Origin of the sequence: Streptomyces sp. UG1, from assembly GCF_049974585.1 — a bacterium.
Lineage (GTDB): Bacteria > Actinomycetota > Actinomycetes > Streptomycetales > Streptomycetaceae > Streptomyces.
In genome coordinates this window covers 1-17067 of record NZ_JBNGGG010000031.1, presented here as the reverse complement: position 1 = coordinate 17067, position 17067 = coordinate 1, and the positions used below count along the sequence as shown (strand labels likewise).

13 protein-coding genes are annotated in these 17067 nt (G+C 69.9%); 10 read left to right on the top strand and 3 right to left on the bottom strand.

What is annotated here, in order from left to right:
* Nucleotides 1–101: 101 nt before the first annotated feature.
* Nucleotides 102–1016: a LysR substrate-binding domain-containing protein gene (locus ACP4J3_RS31030; RefSeq protein ID WP_426539397.1), complete on the top strand. Its 915-nt coding sequence runs from the start codon at nucleotides 102–104 to the stop codon at nucleotides 1014–1016.
* Nucleotides 1017–1064: 48 nt separating this feature from the next.
* On the opposite strand, the gene ACP4J3_RS31025 is transcribed toward ACP4J3_RS31030, so the two are convergent.
* Nucleotides 1065–1988, bottom strand: coding sequence for a LysR family transcriptional regulator (locus ACP4J3_RS31025; protein WP_426539396.1), 924 nt, complete (start codon nucleotides 1986–1988; stop codon nucleotides 1065–1067).
* A gap of 178 nt (nucleotides 1989–2166) precedes the next feature.
* On the opposite strand from ACP4J3_RS31025, the gene ACP4J3_RS31020 reads away from it, so the two are divergent.
* Together ACP4J3_RS31020 and ACP4J3_RS31015 are read left to right on the top strand one after the other, a co-directional pair.
* Nucleotides 2167–5112 carry an FAD-binding and (Fe-S)-binding domain-containing protein gene (locus tag ACP4J3_RS31020; RefSeq protein ID WP_426539395.1) on the top strand — a complete coding sequence of 982 codons (2946 nt, stop codon included), beginning with the start codon at nucleotides 2167–2169 and terminating at the stop codon, nucleotides 5110–5112.
* Nucleotides 5109–6254 (top strand): Glu/Leu/Phe/Val family dehydrogenase, encoded by a 1146-nt coding sequence (locus ACP4J3_RS31015; RefSeq protein WP_426539394.1) that lies wholly within the window; start codon nucleotides 5109–5111, stop codon nucleotides 6252–6254. Before ACP4J3_RS31020 ends, ACP4J3_RS31015 begins: the two co-directional genes overlap by 4 nt.
* A gap of 49 nt (nucleotides 6255–6303) precedes the next feature.
* On the opposite strand, the gene ACP4J3_RS31010 is transcribed toward ACP4J3_RS31015, so the two are convergent.
* Entirely contained in the window at nucleotides 6304–7092 is a 789-nt protein-coding gene (locus ACP4J3_RS31010) for a helix-turn-helix domain-containing protein (RefSeq protein WP_426539393.1), read from the bottom strand.
* Between the two features lie 82 nt (nucleotides 7093–7174).
* Between ACP4J3_RS31010 and ACP4J3_RS31005 the strand changes: the two genes are divergently transcribed.
* From ACP4J3_RS31005 to ACP4J3_RS30995, 3 genes are all read left to right on the top strand, one after another.
* Nucleotides 7175–7993 carry a phytanoyl-CoA dioxygenase family protein gene (locus ACP4J3_RS31005; RefSeq protein ID WP_426539391.1) on the top strand — a complete coding sequence of 273 codons (819 nt, stop codon included), beginning with the start codon at nucleotides 7175–7177 and terminating at the stop codon, nucleotides 7991–7993.
* On the top strand, nucleotides 7990–8265 hold the full coding sequence (locus ACP4J3_RS31000; protein ID WP_426539390.1) for a hypothetical protein: 276 nt from the start codon (nucleotides 7990–7992) through the stop codon (nucleotides 8263–8265). Before ACP4J3_RS31005 ends, ACP4J3_RS31000 begins: the two co-directional genes overlap by 4 nt.
* Nucleotides 8266–8437: 172 nt before the next feature.
* Nucleotides 8438–10009, top strand: coding sequence for an RICIN domain-containing protein (locus ACP4J3_RS30995; RefSeq protein ID WP_426539537.1), 1572 nt, complete (start codon nucleotides 8438–8440; stop codon nucleotides 10007–10009).
* Nucleotides 10010–10205: 196 nt separating this feature from the next.
* On the opposite strand, the gene ACP4J3_RS30990 is transcribed toward ACP4J3_RS30995, so the two are convergent.
* The gene (locus tag ACP4J3_RS30990; protein WP_426539536.1) at nucleotides 10206–12668 is read right to left on the bottom strand and encodes a SpoIIE family protein phosphatase; all 2463 of its coding nucleotides are present in this window, start codon (nucleotides 12666–12668) and stop codon (nucleotides 10206–10208) included.
* Between the two features lie 483 nt (nucleotides 12669–13151).
* Here ACP4J3_RS30990 and ACP4J3_RS30985 point away from each other — a divergent pair, with 483 nt between their 5' ends.
* The 4 genes from ACP4J3_RS30985 to ACP4J3_RS30970 all read left to right on the top strand — a co-directional run.
* Entirely contained in the window at nucleotides 13152–14831 is a 1680-nt protein-coding gene (locus ACP4J3_RS30985) for a twin-arginine translocation signal domain-containing protein (protein ID WP_426539389.1), read from the top strand.
* Nucleotides 14831–15859, top strand: coding sequence for an ABC transporter permease (locus ACP4J3_RS30980; protein ID WP_426539388.1), 1029 nt, complete (start codon nucleotides 14831–14833; stop codon nucleotides 15857–15859). The genes ACP4J3_RS30985 and ACP4J3_RS30980 overlap by 1 nt, the downstream gene beginning before the upstream one ends.
* Nucleotides 15856–16782: a carbohydrate ABC transporter permease gene (locus tag ACP4J3_RS30975; RefSeq protein WP_426539387.1), complete on the top strand. Its 927-nt coding sequence runs from the start codon at nucleotides 15856–15858 to the stop codon at nucleotides 16780–16782. Before ACP4J3_RS30980 ends, ACP4J3_RS30975 begins: the two co-directional genes overlap by 4 nt.
* A gap of 85 nt (nucleotides 16783–16867) precedes the next feature.
* On the top strand, nucleotides 16868–17067 hold a 200-nt coding region (locus ACP4J3_RS30970), incomplete at its 3' end, for a hypothetical protein (protein WP_426539385.1).

The following is a 17067-nucleotide window of genomic DNA, read 5'->3' as shown; positions in this document are numbered from 1 at the left end:
AGTACGGGGTGTTGCTGATCAGCTATCTGTGCGCCATCGTGCAGCAATCCAACGTTGACGTCTATCAACAGTTAATGCTCGGGATCTTTTAGGATTCCTATATGGACTGGACGAGTGCGCAGCTGCGGTCACTGGTGGAACTGACCAGGCGCGGCACCATTACCGCAGTCGCCCAGGCCCTGGGATACACGCCCGGCGGGGTCTCGCAGCAGATCACCGCCCTGGAGAAGGCCACCGGTATGCAGCTGCTGCGGCGGGTCGGACGCCGGGTGGAACTCACCGACGCCGGGGCGACGCTGGCCGTGCACGCCGAGCGCATCCTCACCACGGAGGCCGAGGCCGTCGAAGCGCTGGAGCGCACCCGCAACGAGATTTCCGGGACGCTGCGGGTCGGGCTCTTCGCCACGGCCGCCGCCGAGATCCTGCCTCTGGCGCTGCGGCGGATTCGCCGGACGCATCCAGGCGTGACCGTGCGCAGCCGGGACATGGACGTGGACGAGGTGTACGACGCGGTCGCCGGCGGGAGCGTGGACCTGGCGCTGGGGCTCGACTACCCGGACGTGCCGATTCCGCGCGATCCGTCCCTGCGCGTGCGGGAGCTGTCCAGGGAACGCTTCTCGCTCGCGGTTCCCGCCGGGGCGATGCCGGGGCGCCGGAGGGTGTCCCTCGCTGATGCCGGGGAGCGGGGGTGGATCCTGCCGTCGATCGGCAGCTACTACGGCCGGGCTGTGCTCACCGCCTGTCGCAGAGCCGGTTTCGAACCGCAGGTTCTGCACGAGGTGACGGACACCGCCGCCACCCTCGCCCTGGTCGAGGCCGGTGTCGGGGTCAGTGTGGTGACGGATCTGATGCTCCGGCTGCGTCCGTCCCGCCTCGATGTCCTGGATCTGCACGAGACGATGGAGCGGCACATCGTGGTGGTCTTCCGCTCCTTCGCCGAGCACCGGCCGACAGTGGCCGCCCTGGTCGACGTCCTGCGAGCCTCCGCGGGCCGGCTGCCGCCCAGCCCTGGGTGAGGGGGAAATGTTCAGCGATCATGCCCCCGATCACACTGCCCGCAGCAGCTATCCCGGGTGTTCGTCCCGCGTCGGGTGCACGTAAGGCTCTCCGGCCGGTACCGCACCGCGCAAGGAGCGGATCACCGTGCCGAGCAGTGGGTTGCTGTTCTCGCTGCGGTGCAGGGCCATCACCCGGCGGAAGGCCGAGCGCTGCGTGAGCCGGGTCGCCTCCACCGCATCGCTGGGGGCGTGGCCGAGTCCCGGCACGATCGCCACGCCGAGACCGGCGGACACCAACTCCCGGACGACGTCGTAGTTGTTGCTGCGAAAGGCGACCGCGGCCTCGAAACCGGCCGCCGCGCACAGCCGGGTGAGCGAGAGCGCACCGGCCGTTCCCTCCCGGCTGGTGATCCAGCGGGCCTGTGACAGCCCGGCCAGGCGGGCGCTCAGGCCGCTGCCGCGGGCCCTGAGCAGGACGAGGTCCTCGCGCACCAGATGATGGTGGGCCAGAGCGTCCGGCCACTGCTGGGGGCTGAGCCCGTACTCGTACACCAGCGCCACATCGAGATGGCCGTCGTTCAAAGCGGCGACGAGTTCCTCCGGTTCGCCCTCCTCGAGCTGGATCTGCGCCCGCGGGTGGGTCGCGGTCAGTGCCGACAGCGCCGCGGGCACGAGTCGGACGCCGGCGGTGGGGAAGCTGCCCAGTCTCAGCCGCCCGGTGGCACCGGTGGCGAGCTGGTGCACCTGGTGGCCGAGGTCGTCCAGGGCGGCCAGCACCGGGACGCTGAGGTCGACCAGCCGCTGGGCCGCCGCGGTCGCCCGGATGCCGTGCGCCTCCCTCTCGAACAGCACCAGCCCCGTCTCCTTCTCCAGGGCCGAGATCTGCTGGGAGATCGCGGAGGCGGTGTAGCCGAGATCCCGGGCCGCGACGACGAACGAGCCGGTGCGCACGACGGCCCGCAACGTGAGCAGATGCTGCGGCTTGAACAACGGACACCTCCTGCTGCACTCCCGGCCGCTGGGCTCCGGGGCAGGCAAGCATAAGCATTGCTTGCCCTGGAGGGATATTTCCTTCGTGCTGCTGGGTCTTGTGGGACAGGCCGCTGGACGCAGATCGTGGCGGGGACGAGGTCGAACGTGACCGCCTGAGCAAGGAGGAGCCACCGCAGTGACGGCGACAGCGCAGGGTCCCGAACGTCTCGAGGCGGCCGCCGTGACCGATGCGCTCGCCCGAGGCGACTGCGGCGAGGTGCACGGTGACGCCGCGCGCCGGGCCCAGTACTCGGCCGACGCCTCCAACTACCGTCGGATCCCCCTGGCCGTGGTCTTCCCCCGCGAGCGCCGGCACGTGCTCAACACGATCGCCGTGTGCCGCCGCCTGGGCGTGCCGATCACCTCGCGCGGCGCGGGCACCAGCACCTCGGGCCAGGCTGTCGGCTCCGGCGTGGTCCTGGACTTCTCCCGCTACTTCAACCGCCTGCTCGCGCTGGATCCCCTCGCGCGCACGGCGACGGTGCAGCCCGGCATCGTCCTGGACGACCTGCAACGGGCCGCCGGCGAACACGGCCTGCTCTTCGGCGCGGACCCCTCCACCCACAGTCGTTGCACGCTCGGCGGCATGATCGGCAACAACGCGTGCGGCTCGCACTCCGTCGCCTGGGGGCGCACCGCCGAGAACGTGCTGGAACTCGAAGTGGTCACCTACCGCGGGACCGTACTGCGCCTCGGTGAGATGACCCGGGCCGAGATCGACGAAGCCGTCGCCGTCGGCGACGACCGCGCCGAACTCATCGCAGCACTGCACCGTCTGGCCGAACGCAACCTGGCAACCCTTCGTACCCGACTGGGGCGGTTCCCCCGGCAGGTCTCGGGCTACGCGCTCGAACACCTGCTGCCGGAGCGGCGCTTCGACCTCGCCCGGGCCCTGGTCGGCAGCGAAGGCACGCTGGCCGTCATCCTCTCCGCCACCGTCCGCCTCGTGGCTCCCCCGGCCTCCCGGGCCCTGGTCGTGCTCGGCTACCGGGACGCCTGCGCCGCGGCCGACGCGGTACCCGCCCTCCTCAAGCACGATCTGCTGGCGCTGGAAGGACTCGACCAGGCCCTGACCGACATCGTCACCAGGCCGGAAACCCGTCAGGCGATCGACACCCTGCCCCGCGCACAGGCATGGCTGTTCGCCGAAATCGGCGGGCAGGAGGACGAACTCTCCCGACTGGCCGAGGAACTCACCGCGGCAGCCGGCCGGACTGCGGGGTTCACCGGCCATGAGATCGTCACCGACCGTGGACGGGCCCGGCAACTGTGGCGGATCCGGGAAGACGGAGCCGGCCTGGCCACCCGCCTGCCCGACGGCTCCGAGGCCTGGCCCGGCTGGGAGGACGCGGCCGTCCCGCCCGACCAACTCGGGTCCTACCTGCGCCAGTTCAACGAACTGCTCACCCGTCACCGGCTTCAGGGCGCCGTCTACGGGCACTTCGGCGAAGGCTGCCTGCACGTGCGCATCAACTTCGACTTCACCACCGAACACGGCACCGCCGTCTTCCGCGCCTTCGTCACCGAGGCCGCCCAGCTCGTCGCCGACCACGGCGGCTCCCTCTCGGGAGAACACGGCGACGGCCAGGCGCGCTCCGAACTGCTGCCGCTGATGTACGGCCCGGCTGTCATCGCCCTGTTCGAGCAGTTCAAGGGCGTCTGGGATCCCGACAACGGACTGAACCCCGGAATGATCGTCAACCCGCTGCCCGTTGACGGCAACCTGCGAGTCAGCCCGCACCGCACCCCGCTGCCGCCGGCTCCGGTGCCCCCTCTGACCACGGTCTTCCCCTTCCACGCCGACGACGGCGACTTCGCCAAGGCCACCCGACGGTGCGTCGGCGTCGGCAAATGCCGCACAGCCGCCCCCCGCGGCGACGTGATGTGCCCCAGTTACCGCGTCACGCTCGACGAGAAGGACTCCACCCGCGGCCGTGCCCGCCTGTTGTACGAAATGACCCAGGGCGAGGTCATCACCGACGGCTGGCGGTCCACCGAGGTGCGCGACGCGCTCGACCTGTGCCTGTCGTGCAAGGGCTGCAGTACCGACTGCCCGGTCGGCGTCGACATGGCCACCTACAAGTCCGAGTTCCTGCACCATCACTACGAGGGACGTCTGCGGCCGGCGTCGCACTACAGCATGGGCTGGCTGCCCCTGCTGTCCCGGCTCGCCGCCCGGATGCCCCGGCTGGTCAACGCACTCACGGCGTCCCGCCTCGCACCGGTCGTCAAGCGGCTGGGCGGCATCGCCGCCGAGCGCGACGTTCCCCGCTTCGCCGACCAGACCTTCCTGGCGTGGTTCCGCGCGCGCACTGCCGAAGGCGACGGACACCGGGGCCCGGTCATGCTGTGGGTGGACTCCTTCAACGACCACTTCACACCCGACGTCCTCAAGGCAGGCGTGGCGGTCCTGGAACACGCCGGATACCGGGTCCAAGTGCCGGATGGCACCCAGTGCTGCGGCCTCACCTGGATCACCACCGGCCAGCTCGGCATGGCCCGGCGCATCGCCCGCCGCACCGCCACCGCGCTCGCACCGGCCACCCGCGCCGGCACCCCCGTGGTCGGCCTGGAGCCGAGCTGCACCGCCGCGCTGAGGACCGATCTGCCCGAACTGCTCGACGGCGACAGCGACGCACGGGCCCTCGCCCGGTCCACCCTCACCCTCGCCGAACTCCTCCTCCACCGCACCCCGGGCTGGCAGCCGCCGTGCATCGCGGCCCGCTCCCTCAGTCAGACCCACTGCCACCAGCACGCGACCAGCGGCTTCACCGCCGACAGCGCACTGCTGGAGGCCATGGGCGTCGACAACAGCGTGCTGAACTCCGGCTGCTGCGGCCTGGCGGGAAACTTCGGCTTCGAACGCGGCCACTACGACGTGTCCGTCGCGGCCGGCGAACAGGTCCTGCTGCCCGCGGTGCGCGCCGCCGCACCGGACACCGTCGTCCTCGCGGACGGCTTCAGCTGCCGCACCCAGATCGCCCAGCGAACCGACCGCAGCGGCACCCATCTCGCCGAGCTCATCGCCCGTGCCCTGCCCCGGCATCTCTCATCCTCAGCAGACAAGGAACCCGCACTGTGACTGACGCCCTCTGTCTCGTCGACGACTGGGGTCCCGAGAAGATCGTCGTCGTCTCCCACCGGCGCACCGGCATGAAGGGCGTCCTGGTCATCGACAACACCGCGCGCGGCGTCGGCAAGGGCGGCACCCGTATGAGCCCCACCGTCTCCGTCGGCGAAGTCGCCCGCCTGGCCCGCGTCATGACGTGGAAGTGGGCCGGTGTCGACCTGTTCTACGGCGGCGCGAAAGCCGGCATCGTCGCGGACCCGGCCTCGCCCGACAAGGAGGCGATCCTGCGCGCCTTCGCCCGCGCCCTGTCCAACGAGGTGCCCCGCGCCTACGTCATGGGCCTCGACATGGGCCTGACCGAGAACGACGCGGCCATCATCCAGGACGAACTCGGCGACCGCGGCGCAGCCGTCGGCACCCCGGACCACCTCGGCGGAGTCGCCTACGACCAGCTCGGGGTCACCGGATACGGAGTCGCCGAGGCCGCCGACGCAGCCGCCCGGCATCTCCGCCTGCCGCTGAGCGGCTCCCGCGTCGCGATCCAGGGTTTCGGAGCCGTCGGCCGCGCCGCCGCCGTACGGTTCGCCGAACTCGGCGCCACCATCGTCGCCGTATCGACCGCCCGGGGAGCTCTCCACGACCCCACCGGACTCGACGTGCCCGCTCTGCAGGCCGCGAGGGAAGAGCACGGCGACGGCTTCGTCACCCGCCACCACCAGGGCGCCGCCCTGCCGCCCGGCCAGGAACTCACCGTCGACTGCGAGATCCTCGTGCCGGCCGCTGTGCAGGACGTCATCGACGAGGTGACCGCCCACCGGATCAAGGCCAAGCTCGTGGTGGAGGGCGCCAACCTGCCCACCTCACCGCGGGCGCAGTCCATTCTCGCGGACCGCGGCATCCGCGTCCTGCCCGACTTCGTCGCCAACGCCGGCGGCGTCGTCGCCGCCGCCTTCGCCATGGACGCCCGCTACTCCGGATTCCGACCCGAAACACCCGCCATCTTCGAAACGATCTCCAAGCGGCTTCGCTCCAACGCCGTCACCGTCCTCGAGGAAGCCCAGTGCCGCGCCACCACCCCCCACATCGCGGGCCGCGGCCTCGCCGAGGAACGAGTCCGCGCCGCCATGCGCAGCAGGGGAAGCTTCCGACCCTGATCAGAGCTCTATCTCACCCCGCGTCGCCGCCGCCCGCGCTGTCCCAGGCTCAGGGTTCGACAGGGCCGTCCGGCCCTGCAGCGGCAGCCGCACGTACCTCACGCGGGCTCGCGCCGAGTTCACGGCGGCAGGCCTTGTTGAAGGCCTGGAGGTCGGCGATGCCCACGGCCGCGGCGATGGCGGTGATGGACAGGGTGGAGGACAACAGCAGGTGGCGGGCGCGCTGAAGGCGTCGGTGCCGGATGTACGCCACGACCGTGAGGCCGGTTTCGGCGCGGAACACGCGCGTCAGGTGGGTGTGGGAGATCCCGACGGCGCGAGCGACGTCCGGTACGGACAGCGGGCCGGCCAGGTGTTCCTCGACGTAGGCCTGTGCGGCTGCCACGAAGGGGTGGCGGGGCCCGGCTCCGTCGCCCCGCGGCAACTCGGCGATGCGCCACAGAGCGGTCCAGACCTCGGCCGTGGCCCGCGGGGGAGAAGTCGGCATGGCCGTCACGGCGTGTCGGAGCAGATCGGCCAGGCGTGTGCTCTCGGCCGCGGCGTCCTGCATCACCGGGACCTCCCGCGCGGTTCCGCCGTCGTGCAGCCGCAGATGGACGTAGAAGTGCTCCGACCTGCCCCGGTAGTGAAAGTGCACCTCCGTGTTCGGCGGCACCAGGCTGACATGGCCGGGGCGAATGGGGTGGACCGACTGCCCGAGGGACAGAGCACCCTCGTAGTGGTAGAGGTGCAGCTGCCACAGGTCGGGCAGCCGGAAGACGTCGTGGGCGGTGGAGACTCCGTGCACCCCGATGCCTGCATCGACCACGGTGGGCGCCTCGTCGAGCCGAAGTGTCACGTGCTTCACGAGGATGGAAAATTACCAGCACTGGACGATTTCAGCCCACGACCCAGCCGTACGGGCCACGTACGTTCATCGCATGTCAACCAGCAAGCGACTCCTGACATCGGTTCAGGTGGCGCGCTTCGTCGCGCAGGGACTCCTGCGCCTGGACGGGGTGGTGCCACAGGAGATCAATGAACGGGCCATCGCCGCCCTGACCGAGGGCCTGCCGGAAGTGTCCTACGGCACTCCGCTGAGCGAGGCGTTCGCGCAGGGCACCTTCGTCCACGAGCTGCTCGCCCTGCCCGTCGTCGCGGGCGCTGTCGAGAGCCTGGTCGGCCCCGAGCCGACCGTCGATCACCATGCGGTTCATGTGCGCGAGCCGCACGAGGGACAGGCGCAGAACCTCCACGGAGACGCGATCATCGACGTGCGGCCGGACGCGTTCGACATCCAGCTCATGTACTACCCGCACGAGGTGACCGCCGAGATGGGCGGCACCCTCAGTGTGCCCGGGAGCCATCTGCGCAGGATCAACGAGACGGACGTCGGCCGCGTGCAGAACCTCAGGGGGCAGACCCGTCTGACCTGCCCGGCGGGCACGGTCGTTCTCGTGCACCACGGCATCTGGCACGGTGGTCGCCGCAACGACAGCGCGGGCCGTCGCTACATGTACAAACTCCGCCTCAACCCGACCGTGCCGCAGGTGCGCTTGTGGGACGTCTCCGACCTGCACGACCCTGCGGTGACCACCGAACTCAACACGTACTTCCCCTGGTACGAGTGGGCCACTGGCCGGCTGGAGATCTACAACCGGGTCCTGCTGTGGCGGGCCCTGACCGGTGACGACTCGTTCGACGTCGAGTACTGGGTCACGCGTGTCAGCAACCGGCCGACCTTGAGGAGCCACGCATGAGGCAGCAGGTTCTGGTCCTCTATCTCGCGACGTCGGCGCTGGACTCGGACGTCGTGGGCTGGTCCCGGTACGACGGGACGGGCCGGACCCGTCCGACGACCGGGGACAGCGACGAGCCGCCCTATCCCACGGGGCTTGCCGCGCTGTGCGACGGGTGGCGCCTGTTCCAGGCATCCCAACTGCTGCCCCCGCAGCCCGGTCACGAGTACGACGTCTCCTTCCTGAAGCACGAGTTCTTCTTCGAGAAGGTGGCGGACGGCTCTCGTCCTTGAGGCGTCCGCCCACGGCGTGTCGGGTCGGAAGTCCCTCTTGTCAAGCGCTTCGACAAAAAATCCCTGAGATGGAAAGTTTTGCAGCGCGGTTACGTTCGAAGCGCTTCGACAATATGGTGTGCGCCGGAAGAGCGGGCTGACGCGCTCAGCGAGGGAGACGCGGATGAAGGGCATGTATACGGCACTCAGGGTTCCGTGGCGGAGATGCGGGACGCGTACGGGCGCACTCGCCGCGGTGACCGCCCTGATGGTCGCGCTCCTGACCGGGTTGGGTGCGGCCGGGACGGCGCAGGCGGCCACCGTGGATACGGGCGCGTGGTATGTGCTGGTCAACCGGGGCAGCGGCAAAGTGCTCGACGTGGCGGGGGCGAGCACGGCCGACGGGGCGAGACTGACCCAGTGGACCCGTACCGACGGGGCCAATCAGCGGTTCCAGTTCGTTGACTCGGGCGGTGGCTACTACCGGTTGAAGGCTCAGCATTCGGGCAAGGTGCTGGACGTCTCCGGCTTCTCCACCGCGGACCATGCGGACATCGTGCAGTGGGGTGATGCGGACGGCGTCAATCAGCAGTTCCGGCCGGCCGACTCCTCGGACGGTTACGTCCGTCTGATCAATCGCAACAGTGGCAAGGCCGTGGAGGTGCAGAACGCCTCCGCCGCGGACGGTGCCAAGGTCGTGCAGTTCACCGACTGGGGCGGGGCCAACCAGCAGTGGCAACTGGTCCGCGTCGACACGGCGCCGGCGGGAGTGCTGGGGCAGGTGCACACGGCGGGGCGGGTCAAGGACGCCGGAAGCACGGTGCAGTACAGCTGGCCCGGCGTGTACTTCGAGGGCCGGGTCAGCGGCACCGGCGTGGGCATCGTGCTCAACGACCCGGCCGCCGACTACGACGTCCAGATCGACGGATCCACCGTCGCCACGCTCGTCACGCCCGGCAACACCACGCACTGGATCAACGGGCTGTCCAACAGCACCCACACCGTCCGGCTCGTCAAGCGCAACGACACCCCGGGGGACACCAGCACGTTCGGAGGCTTCGTCGCCGCGCCCGGCGGTGCCGTACTGGGCAAACCGGCCGCCCGCAAGCGCCAGATCGAGTTCGTCGGCGACTCACTCACGGTGGGCTACGGCAACCTCTCGACCTCCCGCACCTGCACCTGGGACGAGGTCAGGCGGAACACCAACTCCGACGTGAGCTACGGCGCCCTCACCGCCCGGCGGCTGAACGCCGACTACCAGATCAACGGCTACTCGGGCCTCGGCATGGTCCGCAACTACAACGGAGGCCGGACGGACGTCACGTACCGGAGCTTCTACGACCGTGCCCTGCTGAACGTGTCCGGCGACGTCTGGCAGAACCCGGGCACCTGGCGCCCCCAGGTCGTGGTGGTCAACCTCGGCACCAACGACTTCTCGACCGCCATCAACCCCGGTGAGCCGTGGACGCCCGACAGCCTCGCTGCCGGCTACCGCACCGCCTACGGCGACTTCATCCAGAAGCTGCGGACGCGTTACGGGGCCGACACGACCATCGTGGCGGTGGGCGCCGGCCAGTACGCCGGCCATGTCCAGCAGGTGGTCAAGACGCGCAACGACGCCGGCGACAACCGGGTCCGCTACTGGTTCCTCGACGACTCGGGCCTGGACTTCCTCGGCTGCGACTGGCACTACTCGGCCCGCGACGACCGACTCATCGCCGACCGGCTCACCTCGTTCATCGCCGGTCTGCCGACTGGCTGGTGACGGCACCGCCCGGCCGGGATCGCGTCGGCCGGAGGCCGGGCGGGGCCTGTCTGCGCGCAGGCGGGCCCCTGCTCGTGCCCATTGAGCAGCGGGACGATGGCGACACGGCTGCCAGGGGCAACGGTCCGGGGCGCCGCGTCCATGCAACGGCCAAGCCTCGTCGGCCGGATGGGGGGACGGTCCGCGGGCTTGGGTCTCAGTGCGGCTCAGACTGAGGGGGCCCTGGGAGGGCCTGTGCGCACCAGATCGTCTTGCCGTTGGTGGTGTGCCGGGTGCCCCACCCCTGGGTGAGCTGGGCGACGAGCAACAGGCCCCGGCCGCCCTCGTCGAAGGCGCGGGCCCGGCGCAGGTGCGGAGCGGTGTTGCTGGCGTCGGAGACCTCGCAGATCAGGGACGTGTCGCGAATCAGCCGCAGCCTGATCGGCGGTTCGCCGTATCTGATGGCGTTGGTCACCAGCTCGCTGACGACCAGTTCGGTGACGAAGGCCGCCTCCTCCAGGCCCCAGGCGTCCACCTGGTCGACGGCGAACTTCCTGGCGCGCGGCACCTGCGCGTGGTCGGGCTCGACGTCCCAGTCGGCGACGTGGCGGCGAGCCAGCGCGTGCGTGCGAGCGAGCAGCAGGGCCGCGTCGTCGGTGCGGCGCTCGGGGAGCATCGCGTCGATCACCGTGTCGCACAGGGCCTCCAGTGAGGTGGCCGAGTGGTTCAGGACCCGCTGCAGTTCGGCGACCCCCTCGTCGACGTCACGCTCGCGGCTTGCCAGCAGTCCGTCGGTGTAGAGGGCGAGCAGGCTGCCCTCCGGCAGCTCGAGCTCGGTGGCTTCGAACGGCAGCCCGCCGATGCCGAGCGGCGGTCCAGGCTGGACGGCCACCGGGATGCTGGTGCCGTCCGGGGAGATGACCAGCGGCAGGGGATGGCCGGCGCTCGCCAGTGTGAAGCGTCGGGAGACAGGGTCGTAGACGGTGTAGAGGCAGGTGGCCCCGGACTCGCCGGTCGGCTGAAGTGGGTCGGTGGGCTGCAGGTCGCCGGCGAGGTGGAGGACCAGGTCGTCCAGGTGGGTCAGCAGCTCGTCCGGCGGCAGGTCGACGTCGGCGAGGGTACGGACGGCCGTGCGCAGCCGGCCCATGCCGGCCGAGGCGTGCAGGCCGTGGCCGACGACATCGCCGACGACCAGGGCGACCCGGGCGCCGGACAGCGGAATGACGTCGAACCAGTCACCGCCCACTTCCGCACCGGTCCCGCCGGGCAGATAGCGGGATGCCACCTCGACCGCCTCCTGGTTCGGCAGCCCCTGCGGCAGCAGGCTGCGTTGCAGGGTCAGCGCGGTCGTGCGCTCGCGTGAGTACCGGCGGGCGTTGTCGATGGCGACGGCCGCCTTGGCGGTCAGCTCTTCGGCGAGGATCAGGTCGTCGGCGGTGAAGGCCTCGGGCCGGTCGAGGCGGGAGAAGGCGACGACGCCGAGCAGCGCGCCGCGCGCCCGGAGCGGCACGGTGATCCGGCCGGTCAGCCCCTCCGCGGCGATGGACTCGTCGATCACCGGGTTGCCCGGCGGCCAGTGGGCCGGGTCGGCGGCGAGCCCGGGCCCGAAGGCCCACTCGCCGCCCTGGCCGGGCTCGGCGGCGAGCTCGACCGTGGACCTGCCGGTGGCCATGCAGCGGGCGGCGACGGAACCGGGGGTGTGCGTGACCGGTGTCGTGTGCCCGGGAGCCCGGTCGGTGTCCTCCTTCGCGCTGTGCCGGGCGGCGCGGCTGAGCCTGATCGTCTCGCCGGGGGTGAACGCGGACACGGAGGGCGGTTCCTCCCCGCGCAGCACCTCGTCGAAGAGATCCACGCTGACGAGGTCGACGAACCCCGGCACCGGGGTCCGGGCCAGTTCCTCGGCGGTGCCGATCACGTCGAGGGTCCGGCCGATGCCGCCGCCGGCCCTGTTGAGGATGAGCAGGCGTTGCCGAGCCCAGTACTCGGCGCTCATGTCGAATCCCCAGTTGGCGACCGCGCGGACCCTGCCTTCGGCGTCCAGGACGGGCCAGATGCTGGTGGCCCAGGCGTTGGCGTAGTCGCTGCCGCGCGGGCGGAAGACGGTGATCAGACGGGTGGGCTCGCCTGTCCTCGCCACTTCGGCGAGCGCGTCGGTGTAGGGCTTGTCGTCCCTTTCGGGGAACAACGAGCGGTCGAATTCGGGAAGCACCTCGCGGTACTTCTTACCGAGCACTTGCTCCTCGGAGTGCGCGATCACCCGGCCCGAAGAGGCGTTGATCCACAGGAACCGCAGCTCAGGGTCGTACACGCCCAGAGCGAAGGGAGACTGCTCGAAGGCCCGGTCGGCGATCACCGGGCGGCGTCCCCAACGCTGGACGGTCACCACGTGACCCAGCGCCCGCCCGTCGGGGCCGTGCAGCGGGTGTGCCGCCACCACGGCGTCCACCGTGGAGCCGTCCCGGTGGCGCAGGGACATGAACCCCGTGGCGTCGGGGCCGGCGCCGTAGCCCTCGGGGAAGCCGGGTGGCGGGGGATCGACCAACAGGTCGGTCACGGGGCGCCCGACGGTGTCCTCCGCCGTCCAGCCCAGCAGCAGCCGCCCGCCCTCGCTCCAGCCGCTCACGAGGCCGTCCGGGTCGACCACGACCGCGGCAGTGGGGGCATCCCGCTTGTCGGCCATCTCCACGCGCCACGCCTCCGTCCGGACAGCCGTGCCCGTCAGGGCTCGTCTCCAGCGGCTGCTTCCAGCCTAGGTCGGCCCCCGCTCCACGGCGCTCCGGCTGATGCGTTCGGGGTGCCAGATGCGGATCGCGAGAAGGCGGCCTGGTCGTAGGAACATGGGATCCAATGGACGCACTGCCGCAATCGTTTCGAAGCGCTTCGATATTGCGTCAGGCACCAGAGGATGCCCCAGACACCAGCATCGTTGGGCCAAGCAGGGTACATAGAGAGCCATTTCAGCATCACAGAGGTCAGAGGAATCTTGGAAGCGACCCTTGTGCGCCCCTCGGGGTTCACTTAACCTCACTGCCACATCGAAGCGCTTCGACTGAGATAAGCATCCAGTAATGGGATGTCTGTTCCAGCTCGGCCAGTTCCAGTCACGACACCGCAGCCGACGGCCCCCGCCGGGTGTCCAGATGCGCCATGAAGGGTTGACGCAATGACGCCGAACGCCGCCTCCACCTCCTCAGGACCCAGCCGGAGAAGCTTCCTCGCCGCCACGGCGGCCGCCACCGCGGCCGTGGCCGGCGGGATGCCGCTGCTCGCCGCGTGCGGCGGGTCGGACAGCGCGACGCGCGAGGGCACCACCTCGGGCAAGGCCGCCGACAAGCTGCTCCCGACGTACGTCGCCAGCAAGGTGGCCCAGCCGGACCTTCCGCCGAGGAACGGCTCGGCGGCCGGCTACACCGGCAAGATCGATCTCGCCGCCCTCGCCACCTCGGTCCCGGACAAGCTCGGCACCGGCGCTCCCTTCAAGGTCATGTCCCCGTTCTGGGGCACCCCGCCGAAGCCCGGAAACGTCTACTACACGGCGCTCGACGCCGCGGCGGGAACCAAGATCACCTGGCGGAACCAGGACGGCTTCACCTACGGCGAGAAGCTCGGTGCGGTCCTCGCCTCCAGCTCCATACCCGACGTGGTGGTCGTGCCGAGCTGGGAGCTGGGCGGCAAGATCCCGAACGCGGTCAACGCGAAGTTCATGGACCTCGGTCCCTACCTGGCGGGCGACAAGGTCAAGAAGTACCCGAACCTGGCCGCGATCCCCTCCGACGCCTGGCGCATGTCCGTCTTCGGCGGCGCGCTGCGCGGCATCCCGGTGCCCACCGCCGCCACGTCCTTCATCGCGCCCTACTACCGCAAGGACATCTTCGACGAGAAGGGCTACTCCGTCCCCAAGTCGCCCGAGGAGTTCCTCAGTTGGGCCAAGGACGTCACCAGCGCCAAGGCCAAGGTGTACGCCTGCGGGGACATGACCTGGTCGGCGTGGGGCATCTTCGGCGTCCGCCCCGCCGGGACGCTCGGCTGGAACATCGGGGACGACGGCAAGCTGACCTACCGCATTGAGGAGCCCGCGTTCCTCGAGGCCCTGGAATGGGTCCGCAAGCTGTTCGACGCCGGCGTGGTTCATCCCGACGACAAGGCGCGCTCCGGCGACCCGAGCCAGCGGTTCACCGCCGGACAGATCCTGGTCTTCAACAGCGACATGTCCGCCTGGTACGGCAAGACCGCAGAACAGGCCCAGTCCAACCCGGACTTCGAGGTCGACGCCATGGACTACTTCGGTGCCGACGGCGGTAACCCGACGCTGTGGGCGACCCAGCCCGCCGGCATCTGGTCGATGATCCGCAAGGGCGCCTCGAAGGAGACCGTGGAGAACGCGCTGGCCGCCGCCAACTTCGCGGCCGCGCCCTACGGCACCAAGGAGCGGATGCTCGTCGAATACGGCGTCGAGGGCACCCACTACACGGTCAAGGACGGCGTCCCGGTCAAGAACGACCGGGGCAACTCCGAGGTGGTCAACGCCTGGCCGATGCTGGCCGCCCCGGCTCCCTACTTCGCCCACCCCGACCTCCCCGACATCGCCCGCAAGCAGGTCGAGTGGCAGCAGCGGATGGGTGCCTTCATGAAAAAGACGTCCACATACGGCATGAATATCGTCGAGCCCAGCCGCTACGCCAATCTCCGGAGCCAGTTCGAGCAGCTGGAACTCGACTACGTGCGGGGCCACAAGGAACTGTCCGACGTGCAGCAGGCCATCTCCACGTGGAAGTCCTCCGGCGGTGACAAGCTGCGCGACTGGTACAAGGAGCTCCTCGACAAGAACGGCAGCGGCAACTGATGTCCCTCACGGCCAGGAGCAGGCCCCACGGGCGACGCCCTCCCGCGGCGGTGGCGAAGGACCGGGTGCCACGCGAGGCGAGCAAGGCGGGCCGGGCGGGCAAGGTCCCCTGGCGGATCCGGCTGCGCCGCGACCGCACGCTCATCCTGATGACGCTGCCCGTCATCGCCCTGCTCCTGCTCTTCAACTACGTCCCGCTGCTCGGCAACGTCGTCGCCTTCCAGGAGTACGACCCGTACGTCGCCGGCAATGGCATCACGGCGATCTTCCACAGCCCCTGGGTGGGCGTGGAGCAGTTCTCGCGGATGCTCGACGACCCGCTGTTCTGGAGCGCCACGAAGAACACCGTCGTCCTGTTCGTGCTCCAACTGGTGTTCTTCTTCCCGGTCCCCATCGCCCTCGCGCTGGTCATCAACAGCGTGATCCGGCCCCGGGTGCGGGCCGTGGCGCAGGCGATCATGTATCTGCCGCACTTCTTCTCGTGGGTCCTCGTGGTCACCGTCTTCCAGCAGATCCTCGGCGGCGCGGGCATCATCGCCCAGACCCTGGAGAAGCACGGGTGGAGCGGTTTCGACCTGATGACCGACGCGGACCTGTTCAAGTTCCTGGTCGTCGGGCAGGCCGTGTGGAAGGACGCCGGCTGGGGAATCATCGTCTTCCTCGCCGCCCTGTCCGCCGTCAGCACCGACCTGTACGAGGCCGCCGCCATGGACGGCGCGGGACGCTGGCGCCGCATGTGGCATGTCACGCTGCCCGCGCTGCGCCCGGTGATCGCGCTGCTGCTGGTGCTGCGGGTGGGCGACGCACTGAGCGTGGGCTTCGAGCAGTTCCTGCTCCAGCGGTACGCGGTCGGCGCCGGGGCCAGCGAGGTCCTCGACACCTACGTGTGGAACATGGGTATCCAGAACGGCGCCTTCAGCTACGCGGCCGCGGTGGGCCTGGTCAAGGGAGTCATCGGCGTGTGTCTCGTCCTGGGCGCGAACAAGGTCGCGCACCTGCTCGGCGAGCAGGGGGTGTACAAGAAATGAGCCTCAACACGACGCTCATCCGCAGCCTGAAGGCTCCCGCCCGCCCTGTGTGGGAGGAGCCGCCGAGCAAGGCCGGGCTCACCGCCAAGGGCGGCTTCCTCTTGCTCTGCTGCCTGGGGGTGCTGGGTCCGCTGTGGATCGTGATCGTCACCAGCCTCTCTCCCAAACCCGTGATCGACCGGGTCGGCGGCCTCGTCGTGATCCCCCAGGGCATCACCTTCGTCAACTACACCGAACTGCTCAGCGGCGGCCAGGTCAGCAGGGCGATCATGGTCTCGGTCGGCGTCACCCTCGTCGGCACCCTGTTCTCGATGACGGTGTCGGTGCTTGCGGCCTACGGTCTGTCCCGGCCGGGCAGTGTGGGTCACCGGTTCTTCCTGATGACCATGATGGCGACCATGTTCTTCGGGGCCGGGCTCATTCCGACGTACCTTCTGGTGCAGACGCTGGGCCTGACCGACACCTACCTGTCGCTGATCCTGCCGAGTGCGGTCAGCGTCTTCAACATCCTCGTCCTGCGGGCCTTCTTCATGGGGATCTCGCCCGAACTCACCGAGTCCGCGCGCATCGACGGGGCCGGTGACCTGCGCATCCTGCTGACCATCGTCATGCCGCTGTCCCGGGCGGTCCTGGCCGTCATCTCCCTGTTCTACGCGGTCGGCTACTGGAGCGCCTGGTTCAACGCCTCCATCTACCTCACCGACCAGCGGATGATGCCGCTGCAGAACGTGCTCATCCAGCTGGTCCAGAAGAACACCGAGGCCCCGACCGGCCTCCAGCAGGCGGTCCGCACCGGTCAACTCTCCTCCCTGGGGCTGCAGATGGCCGTCATGGTCCTGGCGCTGATCCCCGTCGCGGTCGCCTCCCCCTTCGTCCAGCGGCACTTCAAGAAGGGCATGCTCACCGGAGCCATCAAGGGCTGACGCCCGAGCAGATCGATGCAGCCCCGCGACCCTGGGCATGTGCCCAACCCCCTCCTTCACACTCCTTCACACGACGAGGTAAGTCATGCCTACTCCCCATCCCAGTCGGCGCGCCGTTCTCGCCGGTACCACGGCCGCCGCCGCGCTCAGTGCCGTCCCGTTCGTCCCCGCACGCGCGCAGGCCGCCGAGAGCAAGTCCGGCACGTCGGCCACCCCGGCCTACCGCTGGCGCACCGCCGTCATGGGCGGTACCGGTTTCGTCACCGGCATTCTGTTCCACCCCTC